The sequence below is a fragment of the Microbispora sp. CL1-1 genome (assembly GCF_012034195.1).
Taxonomy (GTDB): Bacteria; Actinomycetota; Actinomycetes; order Streptosporangiales; family Streptosporangiaceae; genus Microbispora.
In genome coordinates this window covers 1-4764 of record NZ_JAATEK010000096.1, presented here as the reverse complement: position 1 = coordinate 4764, position 4764 = coordinate 1, and the positions used below count along the sequence as shown (strand labels likewise).

Annotated in this window: 4 protein-coding genes; all 4 read right to left on the bottom strand. The window is 65.7% G+C overall.

What is annotated here, in order from left to right; all coding sequences use genetic code 11:
• Window positions 1-182: 182 nt before the first annotated feature.
• The gene (locus tag HCK04_RS39920) at window positions 183-1007 is read right to left on the bottom strand and encodes a carbohydrate ABC transporter permease (RefSeq protein WP_142652717.1); all 825 of its coding nucleotides are present in this window, start codon (window positions 1005-1007) and stop codon (window positions 183-185) included.
• Entirely contained in the window at window positions 1007-1888 is an 882-nt protein-coding gene (locus tag HCK04_RS39915; RefSeq protein ID WP_142652716.1) for a sugar ABC transporter permease, read from the bottom strand. Before HCK04_RS39915 ends, HCK04_RS39920 begins: the two co-directional genes overlap by 1 nt.
• 120 nt (window positions 1889-2008) lie before the next feature.
• Window positions 2009-3313, bottom strand: a complete 1305-nt coding sequence (locus HCK04_RS39910; RefSeq protein WP_142652715.1) for an extracellular solute-binding protein — start codon at window positions 3311-3313, stop codon at window positions 2009-2011.
• Window positions 3314-3346: 33 nt separating this feature from the next.
• Window positions 3347-4764 (bottom strand): alpha-amylase family glycosyl hydrolase (locus HCK04_RS39905; protein WP_142652714.1); only part of this gene is annotated, 1418 nt, incomplete at its 5' end.

Genomic DNA, 4764 nt, shown 5'->3' with positions numbered 1-4764 from the left:
GGGAGCGACGCTCAGCTCGTATTGAAGGTGCCTGCATGGATAGATCTGCGGGTCTATCCCGCTTTGAGGTGCCGTGGGCGTGGAGGGCAACGAAGCCCTTGACGGCTCAGGCTGAAGCTAGGGCTCGCCGCTGAAGCGCTCCGGGTTGCGGGCAGGCTCTACAGCGTCCTTCCATCGCGTCCCTATTTGATGGCGCCGACCATGACGCCACGGGTGAGCGTGCGCTGGAAGATGAGGAAGAAGACGACGGCCGGGATGATGCCGAGCAGGGCGGAGGCGCTCGAGGTGGTGATGTCCATCATCTTCTCGCCTTGCAGCAGACCCAGAGCGACCGGCACGGTCTGGTTGTCGTTGGAGATCAGGAAGATCATCGGTAGGAAGAAGTCGTTCCAGGTCCAGATGAAGAAGAAGATGAGCAGCACGCTCAGTGTCGGGCGACTGATGGGCACGACGACCCGCCAGAGCCTGTACCACTTGGAGGCGCCATCGATGGCCGCCGCCTCGAGGATTTCCCGGGGGAACTGTCCGAGCACCGATGAGAGCAGGTACGTGCCGAAGGCGCACTGCATGACGGAGAAGATGATGATGACTCCCAGACGGGTGTCATACAGCCCGACGGCCTTGGACAGGTAGTAGAGCGGGTAGACCAGGGCCTCCTGCGGCAGCGTGTTGGCGATGAGGAAGACGACGAGGATCCCGAGGTTGCCGCGGACCTTCCCGATGCCCAGCGCGTATGCGTTCAGCAGAGAGAGCGCGACCGCGACGATCGCCACACTTCCACTGATGATCACGCTGTTGAGCAGCTTCTCGCCGTAGTCGACGCGGTTCCAGAAGTCGACGATGCCCTGGAGGTAGAAGTGCTCGGGCAGGCTCAGGGGGCCGTTCGTGGAGTAGTCCGAGGACGTCTTGAAGGCGTTGAGCGCCACGATCGCGAACGGGAACAACATTGCGACCGCGAGGACGGCGAGTGAGATCAGGATGGCGTATCTGGGGAGGGTGCGGGCCATCAGGAGTCCTTGGTGCTCTGAATGCGCAGGAACAGGAAGGTCGTCGCCAGGATGATCAGGGCGAGCACGGTCGCGATGGCCGAGCCGTAGCCCACGTTGGCCTTCTCGAAGAAGTTCTGGTAGCTGAAGTAGGAGGGGACCATGGTGGCTCTCGCGGGGCCGCCCCGGGTCAGGACGTAGATTGGCCCGAAGACCTTGAGGGCCGCGACGGTGCAGGTGAGGAGCACCACGTAGGTTTCCGGCCTGATCTGCGGAAGGGTGATGTGCCAGAACCTCCCCCACCAGGTGGCGCCGTCGAGCTGAGCGGCTTCGTACAGGGCGGGGTCGACCCGCTGGAGGGCGGCCATGAAGACGACGAGCGGATAGCCGAGTTGGAACCAGACCATCACCGCCATGACCGTGGCCAAAGCTAGGTCGGGGTCGCCCAGCCAGTTGACCTGAATTCCCAGAATCTGGTTGAGCGCGCCGTACGACGGGTGCAGCATCCAGCCCCAGACCACGCCGGCCACTGCCACGGGCAGGATCTGCGGCAGGTAGAACGCCGCGCGCAACGCCGAGGCGGTCCGTGGGCCGAACTTCTTGCCGATGTAGTCGAACAGCGCGGCGGCGAGCACCAGGCCCAAAATCGTCGGGACGATCGCCATCGCGATGATGAGGGCGATGTTGTGCGCGAAGGAGGACCAGAAGACGCCGTCGGACAGCAGGCGGGAGTAGTTGTCCAGCCCCACCCAGCGCGGCTCGCCGATGCCGGTCCACCTGGTGAAGCTGAACCAGAGGTTCATGAGGAAGGGGAGAATGATGACCAGGGAGAACAGGACGAAGCTCGGCACCAGATAGGGCCAGTAGCCGATCTTCTCCCGGGCCAGTCCGGGCGTGGTCATCCTGTGATGGTGCTGTGCGGGAGCGGCCGGGCGTGCCGTCATCTTCACTGCCATGGTGAGCCTTTCACGGTGGTACGGCTCACGCCCCGGCCAGGAGGGCGTGAGCCGTAACCGGATGGGTCAGTTGCCGATGTCGGCGAGGTTGTCGTTGTAGGGCCGGGCGATCTCGTCCAGCACGGCCTCCGGCGCCTTAGTGCCGTTGATCAGCTCCTGCACGGCCGCGGTGATGACGTCGTAGTAGCCGGGTGCGGGCCAGTCGGGGTAGAAGGCCAGCCCGTCACGGGCGGACAGCGTGGTGAAGTTCTCGATGAGCTCCTTGCCCTTGGGGTCCTTGATGGCCGCCGCGTCGCCGGCCACAGGAACGCCTCCGGAGTTGCCCAGTAGGTTCTGGATGTCCTTCTTCATCGTGATGTCGATGAAGTCGTAGGCGAGGTCCTTGTTCTTGGCTTTTGCCGGGACGACCCAGTGGTTGCCGCCGGAACCAAGGGTGAGGGTGCTCGGGAACAGGAAGGTGCCCCAGTCGAACTTGTTGACGTCGGACGAGAACGTGCCGGACCACCAGGTGCCGGAGAACAGCATGGGGGACTTGCCGGCAATGAATGCGTCGCCCATGTCGGGTCCGCGCAGTCCCGCCGAGTCCTTGCTGATGTAGCCCTTCTTCACCCAGTCGGCGAATGTCTGGGCCGCGTACGTGAACTGCGGTCCGTGGAAGTCGACCTTACCCTTGTAGAGCTGGAAGGAGTCGACCCAGGAACGGTCGGCCTTGGTGAGGGCGAGCTGGTAGAACAGGTGCCCCGCCGGGTACTCGGCGCCTGACATGGCGAGCGGAGTGACGCCGTTCTTCTTGAACGTCTCCAGGGCGGCGGTGAACTCGTCCATGGTGGTGGGCACGGCCACGCCGTACTTCTTGAACTGGTCCTTGTTGTAGTAGACCAGCGTGTACTCGGCGTAGTTGGGCACGCCGTACCAGGCTCCGCCGCCCATGACGCCCCGCTCGTCGTACCGGGCAGTGGTCTGCAGGGACGGGCTGAGCAGCTTGTCCCAGCCGCGCTTGGTGGCCTCGGCGGTCAGATCGGTGAGCAGGCCCTGCTTGGACAGCAGGCCGGTGGTGGCGTTGCCCTTGTTGTACTCCATGATGTCCGGGGCGCCGTCGGAGTTGAGGACCATGCCCGCGGTCTTCTGCATCTGCTCGAAGCCCTTCTCCTCGAACTTCACCTTGACGTTCGGGTGGGTGGCTTCGAACTGCCTGATGGCTTCGGCCCAGGCCTTGCCCATGGCGCTGTCGGGCGCCTCGTAGTGCCACAGGGTGAGCGTCCGGGGACCGGACGAGGCGGCGCTGCCGGAGCCGGAGTCGGAGGTTCCGCCGCAGGCGGCCAGTGCTATGGCGGCGGCGGCGGTGACGGCCGCCGCCTTGAATGTGCGCATCGGCACTCCTTCAGGGGGTGAGGTAGGGCCGTGTCAGGCCCTGAACCAGGCGGTGGAGCAGGCCGCCACCGTGCCAGGGGCGGCGTCGGCCGAGGCCAGTACCGGAATGCCCCAGGGCGTCCGGTACGGCTCGGAGCCGAAGACGGTGACGCAGACGAAGCCGTCGCGCCGGAAGGCGATGACGTCGGGACGGTCCATCGGGATCCAGGTGAGCGGTCCGGTAATCGCGCGGCGAAGTTCGAGCGCGGTGCTGTGCAACTCCCAGGTCGAGCCGGCGACGCCGATCTGGCTCTCGATGGCGTAGTCTGCGAACCAGTCCGGCTGAGGGAGCCATGTCTGGGGGCTGGCGGAGAAGCCGAAAGCGGTCTCCTTCGCGTTCCAGGGCAGGGGGACGCGGCACCCGTCGCGGCCGTAGTCGGCGGGGCCGGAGCGCAGCCAGGTCGGGTCCTGCCGAACCTCGTCGGGCATGTCGAGGACCTCCGGCAGACCCACCTCCTCACCCTGGTAGAGGTAGACCGACCCCGGAAGTGCCAGAACGAGCATCATCGCCGCTCGGGCACGCCTCTGGCCGAGAGTGACGTCCACCACCCCCCGAGGGCGGTGGGCGGGACCCCCGGTGTACTCGACCAGCCCGTACCGGCTGACCATGCGATGGGTGTCATGGTTGGCGAGGGTCCAGGTGATCGTCGCGCCGGTCGAGGCGATCTCCTCCATGCCCCTGTCGATGGAGGCTTTGAAGGCCGGCGCGTCCCAGGGGCACTGCAACAGGTCGAAATAGAACGCCTGGGGCAGCTCGTCGGGGCGCAGGTAGAGGGCGAGGTCCGTTACCGAGGGCACCCACACCTCCCCGACGAGGGTGAGGTCGCGGCCGTACCCGTCGGCGATCTTGCGCCAGCGCCGGAGCACGTCGTGCACCTCGGGCTGGTTCTGCGCCAGGATGTTGTACTCCGGGTATCCGTTCCAGTCGGGCAGGTCGGCGTGCTTGAACAGCATGTGCGCGACGTCGATGCGGATGCCGTCCACGCCCCGGTCGAACCAGAACCGCAGGACGTCCTCGAAGTAGGCGCCGACCTCGGGATTACGCCAGTTGAAATCGGGCTGGCCGGAATCGAAACTGTGCAGGTACCACTCGTCGTCGACCCGGGTCCAGGCCGGGCCTCCGAACAGCGACTGCCAGTTGTTGGGCGGCAGGTCACCGCGACCGGGGCGGAAGATGAACCGCTCGCGCGCCTTGGGGTCGCCCGCCAGCGCCTGTTGGAACCAGGGATGCTCGACCGAGCAGTGGTTCGGCACCAGGTCCATGAGCACCTTGAGCTCGCGGGCGTGCGCGTCCGCCACCAGGCGATCGAAGGCGGGCAACCCTCCATACCGAGCGTCGATGTCGGTGTAGTCCGACACGTCGTAGCCGTGGTCGGCACCGGGTGACGGATAACAGGGGTTGAGCCAGAACC